Source organism: Massilia soli, assembly GCF_016809835.1.
Taxonomy (GTDB): Bacteria; Pseudomonadota; Gammaproteobacteria; order Burkholderiales; family Burkholderiaceae_D; genus Telluria_A; species Telluria_A soli.
On the sequence record NZ_JAFBIL020000011.1, the window covers coordinates 69,230 to 86,681 of the forward strand.

At 61.2% G+C, this 17,452-nt stretch carries 17 protein-coding genes; 4 read left to right on the forward strand and 13 right to left on the reverse strand.

Annotated features, from left to right (window positions below; translation table 11 throughout):
* Positions 1 to 93: 93 nt before the first annotated feature.
* From I4X03_RS22250 to I4X03_RS22285, 8 genes are all read right to left on the reverse strand, one after another.
* Positions 94 to 597 (reverse strand): GNAT family N-acetyltransferase, encoded by a 504-nt coding sequence (locus I4X03_RS22250; protein ID WP_223471067.1) that lies wholly within the window; start codon positions 595 to 597, stop codon positions 94 to 96.
* Between the two features lie 67 nt (positions 598 to 664).
* Positions 665 to 1,444 (reverse strand): peptidylprolyl isomerase, encoded by a 780-nt coding sequence (locus I4X03_RS22255; RefSeq protein ID WP_223471205.1) that lies wholly within the window; start codon positions 1,442 to 1,444, stop codon positions 665 to 667.
* A gap of 74 nt (positions 1,445 to 1,518) precedes the next feature.
* Positions 1,519 to 2,295 (reverse strand): peptidylprolyl isomerase, encoded by a 777-nt coding sequence (locus I4X03_RS22260; protein WP_223471070.1) that lies wholly within the window; start codon positions 2,293 to 2,295, stop codon positions 1,519 to 1,521.
* 109 nt (positions 2,296 to 2,404) lie between these two features.
* Positions 2,405 to 2,683, reverse strand: a complete 279-nt coding sequence (locus I4X03_RS22265; protein ID WP_223471072.1) for a BolA family protein — start codon at positions 2,681 to 2,683, stop codon at positions 2,405 to 2,407.
* The gene (locus I4X03_RS22270) at positions 2,680 to 3,315 is read right to left on the reverse strand and encodes a septation protein A (protein ID WP_223471081.1); all 636 of its coding nucleotides are present in this window, start codon (positions 3,313 to 3,315) and stop codon (positions 2,680 to 2,682) included. The genes I4X03_RS22265 and I4X03_RS22270 overlap by 4 nt, the downstream gene beginning before the upstream one ends.
* A 9-nt stretch (positions 3,316 to 3,324) precedes the next feature.
* A complete protein-coding gene (gene msrB / locus I4X03_RS22275) occupies positions 3,325 to 3,720 on the reverse strand; it encodes a peptide-methionine (R)-S-oxide reductase MsrB (RefSeq protein WP_223471096.1) in 396 nt (131 codons plus the stop codon).
* Positions 3,721 to 3,729: 9 nt separating this feature from the next.
* Positions 3,730 to 5,205, reverse strand: a complete 1,476-nt coding sequence (locus tag I4X03_RS22280; RefSeq protein WP_441295280.1) for a protein adenylyltransferase SelO — start codon at positions 5,203 to 5,205, stop codon at positions 3,730 to 3,732.
* 7 nt (positions 5,206 to 5,212) lie between these two features.
* Positions 5,213 to 5,383, reverse strand: a complete 171-nt coding sequence (locus I4X03_RS22285; protein ID WP_223471099.1) for a hypothetical protein — start codon at positions 5,381 to 5,383, stop codon at positions 5,213 to 5,215.
* A 28-nt stretch (positions 5,384 to 5,411) separates the two neighbouring features.
* Between I4X03_RS22285 and I4X03_RS22290 the strand changes: the two genes are divergently transcribed.
* The 4 genes from I4X03_RS22290 (at position 5,412) to I4X03_RS22305 (ending at position 11,084) form a co-directional block, all read left to right on the forward strand.
* Complete coding sequence (locus I4X03_RS22290; protein WP_223471101.1) at positions 5,412 to 7,064, forward strand: 3-(methylthio)propionyl-CoA ligase; 1,653 nt, start codon at positions 5,412 to 5,414, stop codon at positions 7,062 to 7,064.
* 185 nt (positions 7,065 to 7,249) lie between these two features.
* A complete protein-coding gene (locus I4X03_RS22295; RefSeq protein ID WP_223471110.1) occupies positions 7,250 to 9,343 on the forward strand; it encodes a 3-hydroxyacyl-CoA dehydrogenase NAD-binding domain-containing protein in 2,094 nt (697 codons plus the stop codon).
* Between the two features lie 185 nt (positions 9,344 to 9,528).
* A complete protein-coding gene (locus tag I4X03_RS22300) occupies positions 9,529 to 10,086 on the forward strand; it encodes a cysteine hydrolase family protein (protein ID WP_223471118.1) in 558 nt (185 codons plus the stop codon).
* The gene (locus tag I4X03_RS22305; protein WP_223471120.1) at positions 10,083 to 11,084 is read left to right on the forward strand and encodes a GlxA family transcriptional regulator; all 1,002 of its coding nucleotides are present in this window, start codon (positions 10,083 to 10,085) and stop codon (positions 11,082 to 11,084) included. The genes I4X03_RS22300 and I4X03_RS22305 overlap by 4 nt, the downstream gene beginning before the upstream one ends.
* A 58-nt stretch (positions 11,085 to 11,142) precedes the next feature.
* Here the strand turns inward: I4X03_RS22305 and I4X03_RS22310 are convergent, their stop codons facing one another.
* The 5 genes from I4X03_RS22310 to I4X03_RS22330 all read right to left on the reverse strand — a co-directional run bounded on the left by I4X03_RS22310 (position 11,143) and on the right by I4X03_RS22330 (position 17,369).
* Positions 11,143 to 11,880, reverse strand: coding sequence for a DUF2894 domain-containing protein (locus I4X03_RS22310; RefSeq protein WP_223471122.1), 738 nt, complete (start codon positions 11,878 to 11,880; stop codon positions 11,143 to 11,145).
* The gene (locus I4X03_RS22315) at positions 11,873 to 12,508 is read right to left on the reverse strand and encodes an OmpA family protein (RefSeq protein ID WP_223471210.1); all 636 of its coding nucleotides are present in this window, start codon (positions 12,506 to 12,508) and stop codon (positions 11,873 to 11,875) included. Before I4X03_RS22315 ends, I4X03_RS22310 begins: the two co-directional genes overlap by 8 nt.
* Positions 12,508 to 14,667: a DUF802 domain-containing protein gene (locus I4X03_RS22320; RefSeq protein WP_223471124.1), complete on the reverse strand. Its 2,160-nt coding sequence runs from the start codon at positions 14,665 to 14,667 to the stop codon at positions 12,508 to 12,510. The genes I4X03_RS22315 and I4X03_RS22320 overlap by 1 nt, the downstream gene beginning before the upstream one ends.
* Complete coding sequence (locus tag I4X03_RS22325; protein ID WP_223471126.1) at positions 14,660 to 15,409, reverse strand: DUF3348 family protein; 750 nt, start codon at positions 15,407 to 15,409, stop codon at positions 14,660 to 14,662. The genes I4X03_RS22320 and I4X03_RS22325 overlap by 8 nt, the downstream gene beginning before the upstream one ends.
* Positions 15,410 to 15,665: 256 nt before the next feature.
* Positions 15,666 to 17,369 carry an MFS transporter gene (locus I4X03_RS22330; RefSeq protein ID WP_223471128.1) on the reverse strand — a complete coding sequence of 568 codons (1,704 nt, stop codon included), beginning with the start codon at positions 17,367 to 17,369 and terminating at the stop codon, positions 15,666 to 15,668.
* Positions 17,370 to 17,452: the final 83 nt, after the last annotated feature.

Consider the following 17,452-nt stretch of genomic DNA (forward strand, 5'->3'; position numbering starts at 1 on the left):
TGAACGCCAACCGCCGGTTGGCGTTTTTTCGGGTTCTGCCAGTCATCGGCTGCGCATTCAAGCTGCAACCGGCAACCGGCAGCCACTGTCAGGTCACGCCAGAGCCAGTCCGGCACCACCCTGAGCGATCCACTCCATCTTCTGCACGGTGATCTGAGGGTGGCTTTCCAACGCCTCCCAGACCGGTAAAAACTCGAACCCCAGCTTTTTATAGAACGCGGTTGCGCGCTTGTTTTCGACTGCCACATCCAGCGCCACGCGCGAATAGCCGCGGTCGATCGCATTCTGCTTGATCGATTCAACCAGATTCGCGGCCACGCCGGCGCCACGATATTCCGGCCTGACCCACATCGCAATCAGCCCAAACTCGCCGGCAGCATTGACCACCGCGCCTGCCAGGCCGACCGCGGCGCGATCGGCAAACGCCAGCACAAATCGCCCCGGCCCACGCCCAGCAGCCCGCTCACGCCACTGCGCCTCGGTGTTGGCCGCCGCGGCCGCGTAGGTCGTCCCAAACGCGGTCGGTGCGTCCAGCAGCGACGCCATCCGAATCTCGCGCAGTATTTCCCAGTCTTGTTCCGTCGTCGCTCGGATCATCGCTCACTTTCAACAGGCGTAAAAAAAGCGCTTCCGTGGAAGCGCCTCTTGTCATGCAAAACCCAGCTTACTGGATTTTTGCTTTTTTCATCAGCTCTTCACGGAATGCCTGCAGCTTGCGCTGTTGCAGCGACTCGGTGACCTGCTGCTTGACTTCCTCAAACGGAGGAATTTTAGCGGCGCGGGTGTCTTCCAGCTTGATCACGTGGTAGCCGTATTGCGTCTTGACCGGGGTGTCGGTGATGGCGCCTTTTTGCAGGGCGACCATAACCTTCGAGAACTCAGGCACGTAGTTGGCCGGGCTTGCCCAGTCAAGGTCGCCGCCATTGGCTGCCGAGCCGTCCTTCGACTGCGCCTTGGCCAGTTCTTCAAACTTGGCACCGCCCTTGAGCTTGGTGATGATCGCCTTGGCTTCGTCCTCGGTAGGCACCAGGATATGGCGCGCACGATATTCCTTGTCGCCCAGCTGTGCCTTGTACTTGTCGTATTCCGACTTGGCTTCAGCGTCGCTGACCGGGTTCTTGCGCACGTAGTCAGCCAGCATCGCGTTGATGACGATGCTCTGGCGTGCATTTTCCAGCGCTTGCTTGACTTCGGCACGGGTGCCGAAGCCTTGCTTGTCGGCTTCCTGGATCATGACTTCGCGCGCGATCAGGTCTTTCTTGATGGCTTCGCGCAGTTGCGGCGAATCGGTCTGCTTGCCCTGGGCAGCGACCTGCTTGACGATCTGCTCGACCTTGGCAGCTGGAATTGGTTTACCGTTCACGGTAGCGACGTTCTGCGCGAAGGCAGGAGCCGCAGCCGCCGCGAGGAGTACTAACAACAGGCGGGCTGGTTTCAACATCATCATTCAGATCCTATCAATTTCAATACGTTAATCAATTCGAACTGCTGCCGGCGCAGAGCGCCGGCGCAAGCGGATTATTGTACTTTAGCTTTCTTGACCATCGCGTCCTGATAAGCCATCAGCTTCTTCTGAGCCATGGCTTCAGCAATCTGCGGTTTGACTTCTTCGAACGTTGGCAGCTTGGCAGCGCGGGTGTCATCGAGCTTGATCACGTGGAAGCCGTTTGGCGTCTGCACTGGTGCGGAAGCAACTTCACCCTTTTTCAGGCCGACGAAAGCGTCGCTGAAAGGCTTCGGGAACGAGCTTGGGGTTGCCCAGTCAAGGTCGCCACCGTTGTTGGCAGTGCCAGCGTCTTTCGAGGTCTTGGCCAGGTCTTCAAACTTGGCGCCGCCCTTGAGCTTGGCGATCGCCGCTTTTGCGTCGGCTTCGGTTTCCAGCAGGATGTGGCGGACATGGTATTCCTTGTCGCCGGCCTGTGCCTTGAAGCGGTCGTACTCCGCCTTCATGTCGGCATCCGAGATTGGATTCTTGGTGATGTATTCCTTGGCCAGCGCGTTGACGACCAGGCTCTGGCGTACGTTTTCCAGCTGTGCCTTGACGGTCGCGTCTTTGTCGAAACCGCGCTTGATGGCTTCCTGCATCATTACTTCGCGTGCGATCAGGTCTTTCTTGACCATTTCGCGCAGCTGCGGGGTGTCCGGCTGCTGGCCTTGCGCAACGACCTGCTTGACCACCGCGTCAGCGCGGGACGATGGAATGGCCTTGCCATTAACGACAGCGATGTTTTGCGCAAACGCTGGGACGGCAACGACGGCGATAAGGGCGGACAGCAGGGCAGGCTTGAAAGTCATTATTAATTCCTGTTGGGGAAAGTTACGGACAAAGATTGGATTAATTATTTTACTTAGCGATTCAATTGTCGAACAGATTTCTTAAGACTTACTGAAGAGTTACGCTTGCTCACACTTCTGATGGTGCCAGGGCAGTGATCGCAAGTGCATGGATTTCAGTGTGCATCATTGGGTGCACGGCATCATACACCAGACGATGGCGCATGACGAGTTTGAGACCATCGAACTTGTCCGAGACGATCCGAAGCCGGTAATGGCCGCCGCCGGAAGCGGCGCCGGCATGGCCTGCGTGCAAAGCGGATTCGTCGGCAAGCTCAAGGACGCTTGGCGCCAGCGACTGCTCCAGCGAGGTACGGATACGGTCCATGCGGGTTGCTGGTGTGCTCATGCTTTTTCTTCTTCTTCAATGTATTTAGACAAGAGCATCGTCTGTCCGATAACAAAGGCAAAAAAGATGCCTGTAATACCGAACAGCTTGAAGCTGACCCAGGCGCTCGTGTCGGTCTTGAAGACAACAAACGCGACGAAGACATTCAGGACGCCGATCAGGAAGAAGAATACCATCCACGAAAGGCTGAGTTTCGCCCATACGGGATCTGGCAGCTTGATATTCTGCTCCATGACCTGTCGAATCAGGTTTTTCCTAAAGCCGAACTGCGCCAGCGCCAGCGCAAACGCGAATACCCAGTACAAGATCGTCGGCTTCCACTTGATGAACGTGTCATCGTGGAAGTAAATGGTCGCGCCGCCGAAGACGGTAATGACAGCCAGCGAGATCCACAGCATGCCATCGACCTTCCGGCCGCGCAGCTTGACATAAGCGATCTGCGCGAAGGTCGCCAGAATCACGACCACCGTTGCCAGGATGATCGGACCTTGCTCCGGAGAAATTGAACCGCCGGAAATCAGTGCGGACAAATACTCCGTCACGATGCCGTGGGCAACGTCGGGATCGCGTTCGCCCAGCTTGAACACGCCGAAGAACAGCAGGATCGGAAAGAAGTCGAACAGGAATTTCATGAGCAGTTCTTATTTAGGTTCGAATTTCAATGATGCCGAATTAATACAATAACGCAAGCCGGTTGGTGGCGGACCATCGGGGAACACATGCCCCAGGTGGGCGTCGCACACGGCGCAGATAATTTCGGTGCGCAGCATACCATGGGTACGGTCGACTTTTTCAATCACATTGGCCGGATCGAGCGCCTTGAAATAACTCGGCCAGCCGCAGCCGGAATCGAACTTGGTGTCCGATTCGAACAGCGGCGTGTTGCAGCAAACGCAAGTGTAAATGCCGTGCTCGTGGTGATCCCAGTACTTGCCGGTAAATGCGCGCTCGGTGGCGGCGTGGCGGGTGACCTGGTATTCGATCGGCTCGAGCATGTCGCGCCATTCTGCATCGGTTTTGGTGACTTTGGTATCCATGATGGTTCCTTAAGATGAGCAGCTGACTTCAAGATGGCTCGCCCAATCGGGCGGCAATGCGGCGTAGTGTTCGTTGCCGGGCTGTTCGTCGAACGGCTTTTCCAGTACCGCCAGCAGGCGCGACACTTCGGAAAAGTCCTTCTGCTGCGCCTTTTCGATGGCAACCTGCGCCAGGTAGTTGCGCAGGACGTATTTTGGATTGGTGCGGTCCATCGATGCCTTGCGTTCCCCGTCGTGGCTGTTTTCCAGCCGCAGCCGGGTGCGGTAGGTGAGGGCCCAGGCATCGAAGGCGCCGCGGTCGATAAACAGGTCGCGGATGACCGTGTCGGCAGCGGCATCGTCAACCCGCAAGTTGCCCAACTGGCGGAAGAACTGCGTGAAATCGACGTGGCTGTCCTGCATGAGCTTGAACATTGCATCGAATAGGCCGCTGTCGTCCTCTTGCACCGTGGCCAGGCCGAGCTTGGCGTGCAGCAGGGCGTCCATGCGCTGGCCAAATTCGGGACGGTAGATTTCCAGCGCTTCCTCGGTATCGTCAACGGAGCCGATCAGCGGCAACAGCGCCTGCCCCAGCGCAAAGCAGTTCCAGTGGCCGATCTGCGGCTGGTTCGCATACGAGTAGCGCCCTTGCTGGTCGGTATGGTTGCAGATGTGCCCGGAGTCGAACGCTTCCATGAAGCCGAACGGGCCGTAGTCGAGGGTCAGGCCCAGGATAGACATATTGTCGGTGTTCATCACGCCATGCATGAAGCCGACTGCCTGCCAATGCGCCATCAGATGCGCGGTGCGCCGGGTGACTTCGGTCAGCAGCGCCTTGTACGGGTTGGGATCGCCGGCAAGCTCTGGGTAGAACGTCTGGATGACGTAATCGGCCAGCGTGCGCAGCTGTTCCGGCTTGTCGCGATAGAACCAGTGCTCGAAGGATCCGAAGCGCACGAAACTTGGCGCCATCCGGGTGACTACCGCGGCGCTTTCGACGGTCTCGCGGATCACACCCTGTTCCGAGCCGGTAATGATCAGCCCGCGCGTGGTCGGCACGCCGAGGGCGGCCATTGCCTCGGAGCACAGGAATTCGCGGATCGATGAACGCAGCACCGCGCGGCCATCGCCCATGCGCGAGTACGGCGTCATGCCGGCGCCCTTGAGTTGCAGTTCCATCGGCCCCGACGGCCCCTTCAGCTCGCCCAGCAGGATGGCGCGGCCATCGCCAAGCTGGCCGGCCCAGACGCCGAACTGGTGGCCCGAATACACGGCCGACAAGGGCTTGGCGCGCGGCGGCACCTTGTTGCCGGTAAATAAGGCAACGAAATCGTCGTTCGCCAGGTCGTCCGCATTCAGGCCAACCAGTTGTGCCGCCTTGGCGCTGGCGGCGACGAAGTAGGGCGCCGGCAGCGGGGTGGGCATCAAGCGCGTGTAGAACGCGGGCGGCAATTCGGCGAACGAATTAAAGAAGGGCAGGTCGTCGGAAGTGATGGCAGTTCCAATGGTATCGTTAGCCGAGGCAATGGCAGAATTTTACCGTACCCGGCCGATTTTCTTCGCGCGTCCCCCGATACTGAATCGCGCCGCCAGCGGCCGCGCCATGCATCGGGGGTTGGTGCTGCGGCGCAGCATCGAATTTCATTGACTGTTTTAGCACGATCGGTCGAAACTGGTTTTCCATGCTTTTTACTTAACATCCAGGAGAGTCGATGACGTCGTACCCGATGAGCCCCGTCGCGGGCCAGATGATGAGCCAGCCCCTGCTTGTTTCCAGCATTATCGAATACGCCGCCCGCCACTATGGCAGTGCCGAAATTGTCTCGCGCAGGGTCGAAGGCGACATGCACCGCTACACCTACCGCGAGCTGCACCAGCGTTCGCGCCGCCTGGCCAATGTGCTCAAGGGGCTCGGGGTGCAGATGGGCGACCGGATCGCGACGCTGGCGTGGAATGGCTACCGCCACATGGAACTGTATTACGCGGTATCGGGCTCGGGCGCGGTGCTGCACACAATGAATCCGCGCCTGCATCCGGAGCAGCTTGCCTACATCGCCAACCATGCCGAAGACCAATACCTGTTCTTCGACCTCACCTTCCTGCCGCTGATTGAAGCGGTCGCGGCCCACTGCAAGACGGTCAAGGGCTTCGTGCTGATGGCCGACCGCGACCGCATGCCGAAGGAAACCAGGATCGCCAACCTGCTGTGCTACGAAGATTTGATGGCGAGCAGCTCGGACGACTTTGCCTGGCCGCAGTTCGACGAGAATTCGGCCGCCTCGCTGTGCTACACGTCCGGCACCACCGGCAATCCGAAGGGCGCGCTGTACTCGCACCGCTCGACGGTGCTGCACGCCTACGGCTCGGCCATGCCGAACGCCCTGAACGTGTCGTCCGCCGACACAGTGCTGCCGGTCGTGCCGATGTTTCACGTCAACGCCTGGGGCCTGCCGTACTCGGTGCTGCTGTCGGGCGCGAAGATGGTGTATCCGGGCGCGGCGCTGGATGGCAAATCGCTGTACGAACTGTTTGAGGCCGAAGGCGTGACATTCTCGGCCGGCGTGCCGACGGTCTGGCTGGGCCTGATCAACCATGCGCTGCAAAACGACCTGACGTTCTCGACCTTCCGCCGCACCGTGATCGGCGGCTCGGCCTGCCCCCCGTCCATGATGGACACGCTGATCGACAAATTCGGCGTCCAGGTCATCCACGCTTGGGGAATGACGGAGATGTCGCCTCTGGGCACCACCGGCACCCTGCAGGGCAAGCACAAGCTGCTGCCGCAGGATGAACAGCGCAAGATCCTGCAGAAGCAGGGCCACGCGGTGTTCGGCGTCGACATGAAGATCGTCGATGACGATGGCAAGGAACTGGAATGGGATGGCAGCACCTATGGCCACCTTCTGGTGAAAGGCCCGTGGATCATTTCGAGCTACTTCAAGAACGAGGGCGGCGATGTGCTGCAGGATGGCTGGTTCCCGACCGGCGACGTGGCCACCATCGACGCCGACGGCTACATGCAGATCACCGACCGCAGCAAGGACGTCATCAAGTCCGGCGGCGAATGGATCGGCACCATCGACCTGGAAAATATCGCCATGGCGCATCCGGCCGTGCTGCAGGCGGCCTGCATCGGCGTGGCGCACCCGAAATGGGATGAACGGCCGTTGCTGCTGGTGGTGAAGCGGCCGGGCCAGGAGGTCTCGCGCGAAGACTTGCTGCAGTTCTTCGAGGGGAAAGTCGCGAAATTCTGGATGCCTGACGACGTCGCGTTCATCGACGCCTTGCCGATGGGAGCGACGGGCAAGATTCAGAAGAACAAGTTGCGTGAGCAGTTCCGCGAACATCAGCTTCCGACCGCCTGAGTACGCCGTACGGATAATATTAGCTATGTCACCATTGCATGTGAAAAAGGGATCGGCCACCGTCCCGCCTGCGCCGGAAGGACGGAGTCAATTCCACACTTCACGGTGACATCGCCAAATAATACGACCGTACTTTTTTGATGTATAGTTGAGAGCTTACTGGTTCAACTAATAAAGGAAGAGACATGAGCGCCGAATACCAGGTCAATGGCAGCGTAGCCGTCATCACATTGAATAATCCACCAGTCAACGGTCTCGGACTGGCGACCCGTACGGCGGCAGTGGACGGGATCCGCAAGGCCCTGGCTGACGACAGCGTCAAGGCGATCGTGATCACCGGCGCCGGCAAGGCGTTCTCGGGCGGCGCCGACATCAAGGAATTCAATTCGCCGAAGGCGCTCACCGAACCGACCTTGCATACCCTGATCAATGTGGCAGAGGGCTCGACCAAGCCGGTCGTTGCCGCGATCCACAGCGTCTGCATGGGCGGCGGACTCGAACTGGCGCTCGGCTGCAACTACCGCGTGGCCATGCCGGGTGCGCAGATAGCGCTGCCTGAAGTCAAGCTTGGCCTGCTGCCGGGCGCAGGCGGCACCCAGCGCCTGCCGCGCGTGCTCGGCCTCGAGATGGCGCTGAACATGATTGTCTCCGGCACGCCGGTGATGTCGGACAAGCTGGCCGGGACCGCGATGTTCAGCGAGGTATTCGCAGCCGACGCCAACCTGGTCGACGCGGCAGTCGCTTTCGCCAACAAGGTTGCCGACGTCCGGCCGCTGCCGCGCGTGCGCGACCGCAGTGTCGATTATCCGAACCACGAAGCCTTCCTCCAGTTCTCGCGCAATACCGTCAAGGCGATGGCAGGCCCGTTCCCGGCGCCGCTCGAATGCGTCGAAACGGTCGCCGCGTCGGTCACCAAAAAGTTTGAGGATGGCCTGAAGTTCGAACGCGAGCGCTTCCTCCACCTGATCCAGACGCCGGAGTCGAAGGCGCTGCGCCACGCATTCTTTGCTGAACGTGTCGCCAGCAAGATCCCGGACGTTCCGGCCGATACGCCGGTGCGCGCCATCAAGAAAGCGGCGATCATCGGCGCGGGCACGATGGGCGGCGGCATTGCGATGAATTTCGCCAACGCCGGCATTCCGGTCGTGCTGGTCGAAACGAAGCAGGAGGCGCTCGACAAAGGCCTGGCGACGATCCGCAAGAACTACGAAAACACCATGAAGAAGGGCAAGCTGACGCCGGAGAAATTCGAGCAGCGCGTCGGGCTGATCAGCGGCACCCTGTCGTACGACGACATCGCCGATGCCGATATCGTCATCGAAGCCGTGTTCGAGGACATGGGCGTCAAGGAAACGGTATTCCGAAAGCTCGATGCGGTGATGAAGCCGGGCGCGATCCTGGCGTCGAACACCTCGACGCTGGACCTGAACAAGATCGCCGGCTTCACCAGCCGCCCGCAGGATGTGATCGGTACGCACTTCTTCAGTCCTGCCAATGTGATGAAACTGCTCGAAGTGGTGCGCGGCGAGAAGACCGGCAAGGATGTGCTGGCGACCACGATGGCGTTGTCGAAGAAGCTGCGCAAGACCGGGGTGGTGTCGGGCGTCTGCGACGGTTTCATCGGCAACCGCATGATCGAGCAGTACAGCCGCCAGGCAGGATTCCTGCTCGACGAAGGCTGCCTGCCGGAACAGGTCGACAAGGCGATCGAAAAGTTCGGCTTTGCGATGGGACCGTTCCGCATGGGCGACCTGGCGGGCAATGACATTGGCTGGGCGATCCGCAAGCGCCGCTATGTCGAGTCGCCGCAGATTTCGTACTCGAAGAACGCCGACCTGCTGTGCGAGATGGGCCGCTTCGGACAAAAGACTGGCGGCGGCTGGTACGACTACAAGGCCGGCGACCGCAAGGCATACCCATCGCAGGCGGTCAACGAGATGATCGTCAAGCACTCGGCCGACCTGGGCGTCGAGCGCCGCAAGATCAGCGACCAGGAAATTGTCGAGCGCCTGGTGTATTCGCTGGTGAATGAAGGCGCGCAGATCCTGGACGAAGGCATTGCATTGCGCGCCTCGGATATCGACATGATCTACCTGACCGGCTACGGCTTCCCGCTGTTCCGCGGCGGCCCGATGTTCTACGCCGACCAGGTCGGGCTGTCGAATGTGCTGATGGCGATGGAAAAGTACGCCGCCGGCCTGCATGGCGAGGCGTGGACGCCGGCACCGCTGATGACCAGGCTGGCGGCCGAGGGGAAGGGCTTCAACAGCCAGGCTTGACGCCAGCCCGGCGCGCGCGCCGGGTGTCGGCTATCGCCGTCAAGGCATCAGGAAGCGCGCAAGCCAGGCATGGCCCATGCGATAATGTCCTAAAATGATCGAAACTGGTCCCCCAGCGAGCGGCATGGTAGGCAAGGCACCATCAAAATAGAGGCTTATCATTAATCATCAAGAGAGAGCCTCCGATGAAAACGTGTCTGATTGTGATCGATGTCCAGGAATCGTTCCGCCACCGCCCTTATTTCACCGAAAGCGGGACGGTGGCCTACCTGCAGTTCCAGAATGCCTTGATCGCTGGCTGCGAAGAACGCGGCATCCCCATCGTCCGGGTCCTGCACGCGGACGATCCAGACCAGGCGGATAACCCGTTTTCGCTCGCATCCGGCCATGTCGTGCCGATGCGTGGCTTGCGCGAATTCACTCCTGCTGCCAGCTTTCTCAAGCGTCGCCACAGCGCGCTGGTCGGCACAGGGCTTGACGTTTGGCTCACTGAACAGGGGATCGGCCGCCTGATCATCTCAGGCATCCGCACCGAGCAGTGCTGCGAGACAACAACCCGCCATGCCTCTGACCTGGGCTGGGACATCGATTACGTCACCGACGCCACCCTAACGTTCGACATGTTGCAGCCAGACGGCAGCCCCTTGAGCGCGGCAGACATCAAATCGCGCACGGCCACGGTGCTGAGTGGGCGTTTCGCCACCCTGTGCACGGTTGAACAAGCACTGGCTCGGGCCGCATGATCGATGTGCTGTTCCTGCTTTTGCCGGGCAGCCTGATCCTTGACTGGGCAGGTCCGGCCGAGGCCCTGCGCATCGCCAATGAACTGATGCGCAGGCAGGGCAGGGCGGCGCCGTTCGCGCTGCGCTTTTGTGCGCAGCGTCCCGAATCGACCAGTTCGGTTGGCGTGCAGTTGGCCGGCCTGGAAGCGCTTCCCGCATCGCTTGCGCCGCACAGCTGGGTAGTGCTGGTGGGACAGGCCGGGGCGCACGTCAGCGTCGACTCGCCCGATACCCGTGCGCTGCTCGACTGGCTGCGCCCCCTGCCGCTGGCAGCTGGCCGGCTGGAGCTTGTCACCGTTTGCGCCGGCGCCGTACTCGCCGCCCATGCGGGCTTGCTGGCGGGACGCCGTGCCACCACCCATCATCACCACCTCGATGAGCTGCACAGCGTGGCGCCGGCCTGTGACGTGGTGCGCAACCGGGTGTTCGTCGAAGATGGCCCGGTGTACAGCAGCGCAGGTGTCACCACCGGGATCGACCTGATCCTGCACCGCATCGACGCCATCTGCGGCCCGGCCCTCGCGGCCCAGGTGGCGCAGACCATGGTGGTGGCGCTGCGGCGCGGCCCGCACGACCCCGAGCTGTCGCCCTTTCTGGCCTATCGAAACCATGTCCATCCGGCACTGCACCGGGTGCAGGACGCGGTGAGCCAGTCGCCTCAGTCGGATTGGTCGGTGCCTGGCATGGCGGCGGTGGCCCATACGTCGCCACGCCACCTGACGCGATTGTTCCTCGAGTACGCGCAGATCGCGCCGCTGCAGTATCTGCGCCGGATCCGGCTGGCTGTGGCCCAGACGGCGCTGGCGTCGGGCCGCAGCGTGACTGACGCGGCAGCGGCGGCCGGCTTCAGCTCGGACACCCAGCTGCGTCGCGCATGGCAGCATTTCGCGGTGCCCGGCACGCCCGCTCGCCATGCGGAGGCGGTGGCGGTTCAGGGTGGCCGCAGTACTGCTTCATGAGACTTCGGCCCGGTACCTGTGGTCGCCATCGACCGCTAGACGCGCTGGGTATGCATGTTCATTGACGGCGAGGTGAGGTTTTCACAACCTTCGCCGATTTGGCTGCCTTCGCAGGCGCTGCCTTCTTCCGCCTGGCCGGCACCTCCGTCTCGACCGGCCCCAATGAAAGCAGCGTATCAACATACGACACGAAGTGATTCAGGTAATCCGGCGAAATTGCCTGCATCATTGCCAGCGAACGTAGTACCAGCATATGCGAATTGATCGGCCCCGCATTTGCCGGCGCCTGTTTCATGGCCAATGACAGCTGCCTGTCAACGCTTATCCTGGCCCAGGTTGCGCGTGATTCGCGCACTGTCTTCAGGTCGAGGGCGGGCGAATCGGCCGCGGTTGCGCGCGACAGCGCCTGCGCTCCAGGCGATTGTCCCGGTTCCAGCTGCGATACCAGCCCAGTCAACGCCGCGCAGTGCTCACGCGCTTCCAGCGTGGCCAGGCAGTAACGCAACCCCTTGAAATCGCTCGCGGCAAACAGCTGCTGCAGCTCGGCGGCGGCTTGCGGATGCCTCCGGCAAGCAGCATCGAGAAGCTCTGCCGCGGCAGAGCGCGCCGTCTCCAAGCGCTCGGAAAATGCAGCAACCGCCCGTTCAAGTTTCGCCTCCAGCAGGCGCCGCACACTTCCCTCATGCGCCTCCGCGTGGCGTGCCAGCGTGTCGAGATAGTGCCATCCTGCAGGGTCAAAGTGTGCTGCACCCTGATCCTTCAATCCGGCAAGCAGGTCGACAACAACGTCACCCATCGGAAGACGCTTTGGCTGATGCAGACTTTGGTACTGGCGCCATTTCCACGCGCCGGTTCTGCGCACGCGCGGCCTCATCCAGGTTCGGCTTGACTGGCTGCTCGGCACCGAAGGCAGCGGCGAACACCATTGATGATGGCATTCCCTGCTCAACCAGCGTGCGCGTCACCGTCAGTGCGCGCTGCGCCGACAGTTCCCAGTTGTCCTTGAACGGCCCGTTGCGGATCGCATTGTCGTCAGTAAAGCCGCTTACCATCAGCATCTCGCCGCGCGCAGCGAGATAGGTGCGCAGCGGCCCCACCAGGGTGTTGAGCAACTGACGGCCGTCCGGCTGCAACTGATCCGAATTCTGGGCAAACAGTACCTGGCCACTGATGCCGATGCGGCCATTGTTGAGGGTAATGCGCCCGCTCGCCAGCGGAATCGCCAACGCCTTCTCCAGCGTCAAGCGGCGCTGCTCTTCGGCGTGACGCTTCTTCACCTCTTCCTGCAGGCTCGATGCCAGCTCCATCTGCACGCCAACCACCGCCACCAGCAGCAGCACGAAAGCGCCCAGCAGGCCGGACATCAGGTCGCCAAAGACGGCCCAGACTGGCGTACTGGTTTCGGATGCGTCCAGTTCGTCCATCATCTGCCTTCATCGGCCAGCATGGCCGGCAGCTGACGCAACTCTTCAACGATTGATTTCTGCGAACTCATGGAGAGGTCGATAATCTCACGCGCCTGTGCGACGTAGTAGGCCAGTTGCCCGTCACTGCGCGTCATGGACTTGTCCAGCGCGACCTCAATGCGGTCTAGGTTGGATGCGAGTTTTTCATTTGCGGCATTGAAGGAGCGCACCGCGACGCCAAAGGCGTCCGCCAGGCTGGCCACATCCACGGCGCTGCTGGTCACACTGGCGGCAATCTCGGAAAGCTTGCCTGCTTCGGTGGCGATGTTGGCGGAGAACGCGCTGCTGGCCGCATCGAGCTTTACCGACGACGACGCCACCAGCGCATCGATCACGGTGCGCTGTTCGTGCGATGCATGGTTGATGCCGTCCAGAAGTGTGTTCAGCGTCTCCATGATGCGGCTGCGCTCTTCCAGCAGCGCATTGTCGCGCGCCACACTGTGGGATATTTCCTGGCGTAGCTGGCCAATCACGTCGGCAGCCGCGCGTGGCGCCTCCGCGGCGGTCTCGATCAGGCGCGTGATCGGTTCTTCCAGCGCAGTGCCGAGCGTGGTCAGATGCGTGGTGACTGCGCACTGCAGGTCAGCCAGGTGCGCCACTGCGGCATCGCCACGCGCGGCCTCCTGCTCGCGCAGCGCGCCCAGCTCGGCCTGAAGCACACGGGCCAGCTGGTCCATGCGCTCGCGGTGCTGGTCCAGCCACTGCGCTTCCGAGGCAATGCGGGAGCGAATTAACTCTTCGGCCGTGGCGACCAGGCGCGCGGTCTCGGCCCGCGACGTGCCCGCGTCGGCCTGAACCTGGTCGGCAAGGCCTCGCACCGCGTGCGTGACAGCGGTGCAGATTTCCTGCTGCTGCGACAGCACCTGGGCGCCGCTATCCTGCAATTGGCGCGTGAGCGTGGCGGCCATTGCTTCAAGCGACTGCGTCCAGGCCTGCTGGCGCTGCGCATCCTGCGCAGCCTGTCCGGCTTGCAGGCCCGTGTAGGCGTCCCCCATCGTGACAACCAGTGCGCTGGCGCGTTGGTCGAATGCGGTGCTGACAGCCTTTAGCGAACACCCGATGTCGGCGGAGAGGCTCTGGTTGGCCTGCTTCTGGCTCTCGAGTGCGGCGTTCCAGGTCTGGGCGATGCTGGTGGTGGCGACGCTGAAGCGATCGGCCAGCCCGTCGAGCTGCTGCTGCACGGTGCCGGCAGTGCGTTCATGCATGGCGATTGCTTCCTGAACCATGCCGTGCATTGCTGCTTCAAAAACCGGCCTGATGCTGTCGCCGGCCGCCTGCGCGCTACCGGCCAGGCTTTCACGCAGCGATGTGTCGACCGACCGCGCCAGCGCCGTGTAAGTCTCGCTTGCACTACTGTGAAATTGTTCCTGGTTGGCGAGCAGGCGCTGGTTCAACTGTCCGCTTATCGCTTCCATTTGCAGCATCATTGCTTGCAGCTTGTCGACTACTTGCGGCAGGGCTTCAGACTGCAACTGCAGCGCCGTGAAAGTTCGCTCGCGCTGGCGGGCGTGCGAGAAGCCGCTCAGTACCGAGGCGGCCTTGGCGTCAAGAAGCTGGCCTGCCTGCATCCGCTCGCGACGGCACAGCGCAGACATCAGGCCCAGCACCGCCGAGGCGGCGACACCGGCGACCGAGGTGCCGAAAGCCAGGCCGAGGCCTTTTACCGGAACGGCCAGCGCCGAGCGCATGGCTTCCAGGTCGGCAGTTTTTTCGAGGGTAAAGACTGCACCCTTGAGCGTGACGACCATGCCGAGGAAGGTGCCGAGCATACCCAGCATGACCAGCAAGCCGACCAGATAGGGCGTGAGCGAAGGGCCGGGCAGGCCGGTTCGCTCGCCCTCGATACGCAGGCGCACAGGATGCTGCAGCGAACCATCGAGACTCGCCAGAAAGCGGCTTAAGTCAGGCAGGTCGTCCGGTATCGCGTGCAAGGCCATCGTGAGGCTGGCGGTTGCCTGGCGGAAGCGGTGCAGTTCCACGGCGCCAGCAAGATACACGATGAAGATCAGCGCCGTCATCGCCATCGCCAGGGCGCCGGAATCGATGAAGCCCAGGCCGACCCAGATGATCGAGAGCGCGCCTGTGAAGAAGGCTAGGTTGAAAAGATGTTTATTCATGGGCTTTTTGTTGGTTGAATGCTTCAAGCAGTCCTGCGCTTGGCTGCAGGCGCAGCTCAGCTTCGGCCAGCAGCAGCGTTTGCAGGGTCTGGCAGAAGCGGGTCAGCCAGCCGTCAGGGTGTATCCAGGCGGCCTGGCTGTCGGGCTGGGCGCTCCTTGCAAGCTGATCCTGATGCGCGGCGGTCAGGGTATCGAAACGCTTTTGCAGCAGCAGCGGCACCCTGGCCAGCAGCCGGTTCTCCCGCTCGCGCAAAAACTTGTCCATCATGACGTCAAGCTCAGCCAGTTTCCTGAGTGAGGGCGAGGCCTTGGCCAGCGCGTTGCGCAGGTTAACGCGCAGCGGTTCGACGCTCAGCGCCATGTCGCGCTGGTGCGCTTCATAGAATCGCCGGTAAGGCGAATACGTTGCTTCCAGGTCGGGCGGCAGCGGTAGCTTGATTGCCGAAGAACCCCCCGCGCAGCTTTTCGTGATCGAATTGACCATCAATGTGCGGGTCCGCTCAAATTCAGCACCCAGGCGCACCCCGGTCGCTTGATGCAGCACCGGGCTCTGTGCTGGCATGTTGGCCATGCCGCTGTCGAGCACGGTTGACAAGGTGATCGCGTCGGTGAAGTGCAGCCACTGGCCCAGATCGTCCGCAAAGTCACCCGCAGGCTCGGCGCCTTCCAAAAGGTCGAGCTCAGCAAGGCAGCGGATGAGTTGGGAACTATGGAAATTTGTACGAGGAAGGACGCGCGTCATGCCGCAGGAGTGAGAATTGAAACGAAGGCAGTTGTCCGGGTGCAGACGCTAGCGCGGGGCTGTTACCTTATTTCCAGCAAGTAAAGCCCCCGGATTATATCGGCTGTGAGGGGGAAACTCAAATCGCCGACAAGGTCGCGGACTTTGGGGGCTGAACAGGAGCTTCATTGCGGTATGGATGAACGGATCGATGCAGTGATAGGGCAAAAAAAATGCCGCTATTGCTAGCGGCATTCCGGGTGAGACGCTGAAACGCTTAATCGTTAGCGTAAATGTCGTTGTCCTTGGTTTCCTTCACGAACAGCGCGCCGATGACCACGGTGATCAGTGCGATGACGATCGGATACCACAGGCCGTAGTAGATGTCGCCTTTGAACGCCACCAGCGCGAACGCGGTGGTTGGCAGCAGGCCGCCGAACCAGCCGTTACCGATATGGTATGGCAGCGACATCGAGGTGTAGCGGATACGGGTTGGGAACATTTCCACCAGCATCGCCGCGATCGGGCCGTACACCATCGTTACATACAGCACCAGCAGGAACAGCAGCGCGACAACCATCGGCTTGTTGATCTGGGCTGGGTCAGCCTTGGCTGGATAACCCGCGGCCTTGATCGCGCCGCCGATTTCGGTCTTCAGCGCAGCTTCTTTCGCCTTGCTGTCCGCATCGAAATTCAGGCCAGCCGCATCCATGGTGGCATTAAACGAAGTGTATTCCTTGTCGCCAACCTTGACCTTGGCTACCGTGCCAGCCGGCGCGTCGACCTTGGTATAGCTGACCGACGCGGCGGTCAGCATGCCAGTGGCAATGTCGCAGGATGACGGGAACTTGGAGGTGCCGGTCGGGTTGAACTGGAAGTGGCAGGTGGCCGGATCGGCAACCACCACAACTGGCGAGGTTTTCAGTGCGGTTTCCAGGGCCGGGTTGGCGTAGTGGGTCAGCGCGCCGAAGATCGGGAAGTAGGTCACTGCGGCAATCAGGCAACCGCCCAGGATGATCCACTTGCGGCCGATTTTATCCGACAGCATGCCGAACACGACGAAGAACGGGGTTGCCAGCAGCAGCGAAATGGCGATCAGGATGTTGGCCAGCGCGCCATCGACCTTCAGCGTTTTCTCGAGGAAGAACAGGGCGTAGAACTGGCCCGTGTACCAAACGACAGCCTGGCCCATGGTCAGGCCGACCAGCGCGAGGAAGACGATCTTGGCGTTCTTAGGCTTCAGGAATGCTTCGCTCAGTGGTGCTTTCGACGTCTTGCCTTCTGCCTTCATTTTGGTGAATGCCGGCGATTCGTTCATCGACAGGCGGATCCACACGGAGATGCCGAGCAGCAGGACCGATACCAGGAACGGAATGCGCCAGCCCCATGCGCCGAACTCTTCTTCGCCCAGCGCGGTGCGGACACCGAGAATGACGAGCAGCGACAGGAACAGGCCCATGGTCGCGGTGGTCTGGATGAAGGAGGTAAACAGGCCGCGTTTGCCTTCGGGAGCGTGTTCGGCCACGTAGGTTGCAGCACCGCCGTATTCGCCGCCCAATGCCAGGCCCTGCAGGATGCGCAAGGTCACCAGCAGGATAGGCGCGGCGATGCCGATCGTCGCGTAGCTAGGCAGCAGGCCGACCAGGAAGGTCGAGGCGCCCATGATCAGGATGGTGATCAGGAAGGTGTACTTGCGGCCAATCATGTCGCCGAGGCGGCCGAACACCAGTGCGCCGAATGGACGCACGATGAAGCCCGCGGCAAACGCCAGCAGCGCAAAGATGAAGGTGGTGGTTGGATCGCCGATAAAGAACTGCTTCGCGATAATGCTGGCGAGCGCGCCGTACAGGTAAAAGTCGTACCATTCGAAAACGGTACCGAGGGATGATGCAAAGATGACCTTGCGTTCTTCCTTGGTCATCGGCGACGACGCAGCTGGAACCTTGCGTCCGTCGGCGGTCATGCCTGGGGTTATTGCCATGTTTGTCTCCGTGTATATATTTAGTGTCATCGGATTAGCCGATACATCTTCAGCTGTGACGGAGTGTGGACCGTTAAACTTAC